This is a genomic window from Psychrobacter proteolyticus, from assembly GCF_038155145.1.
GTDB classification, from domain to species: domain Bacteria; phylum Pseudomonadota; class Gammaproteobacteria; order Pseudomonadales; family Moraxellaceae; genus Psychrobacter; species Psychrobacter proteolyticus_B.
The window spans coordinates 1-210 of the sequence record NZ_JBAKAY010000231.1 but is presented as its reverse complement, the minus strand read 5'-3'; the positions used below and the strand labels follow the sequence as shown (position 1 = coordinate 210).

At 47.1% G+C, this 210-nt stretch carries 1 pseudogene; it reads right to left on the bottom strand.

Going from position 1 to position 210, the window contains the following annotated elements:
* Positions 1 to 210, bottom strand: a pseudogene (locus V6252_RS13645) (ATP-dependent DNA helicase Rep); the annotation flags it as partial.

Here is a 210-nt window from a genome sequence, read left to right as displayed (position 1 = left end):
GCGTATAGTGATCGATGAATTCACCAAACTCATTTATCGTAGCATAAGCCTTTGACGGCAATACATGAGTCAGGCGAGCATGGGTACAAGAAGCCAATAGCGATATGCTGTGCTCTTGCGCAAATACGCCGAGTTTTTCTAGCTTGGCGGGTCCCATACCGCGATTGGGTGTATTGATAATACGCAAAAACGCCCTGTCATCTTCGGGAT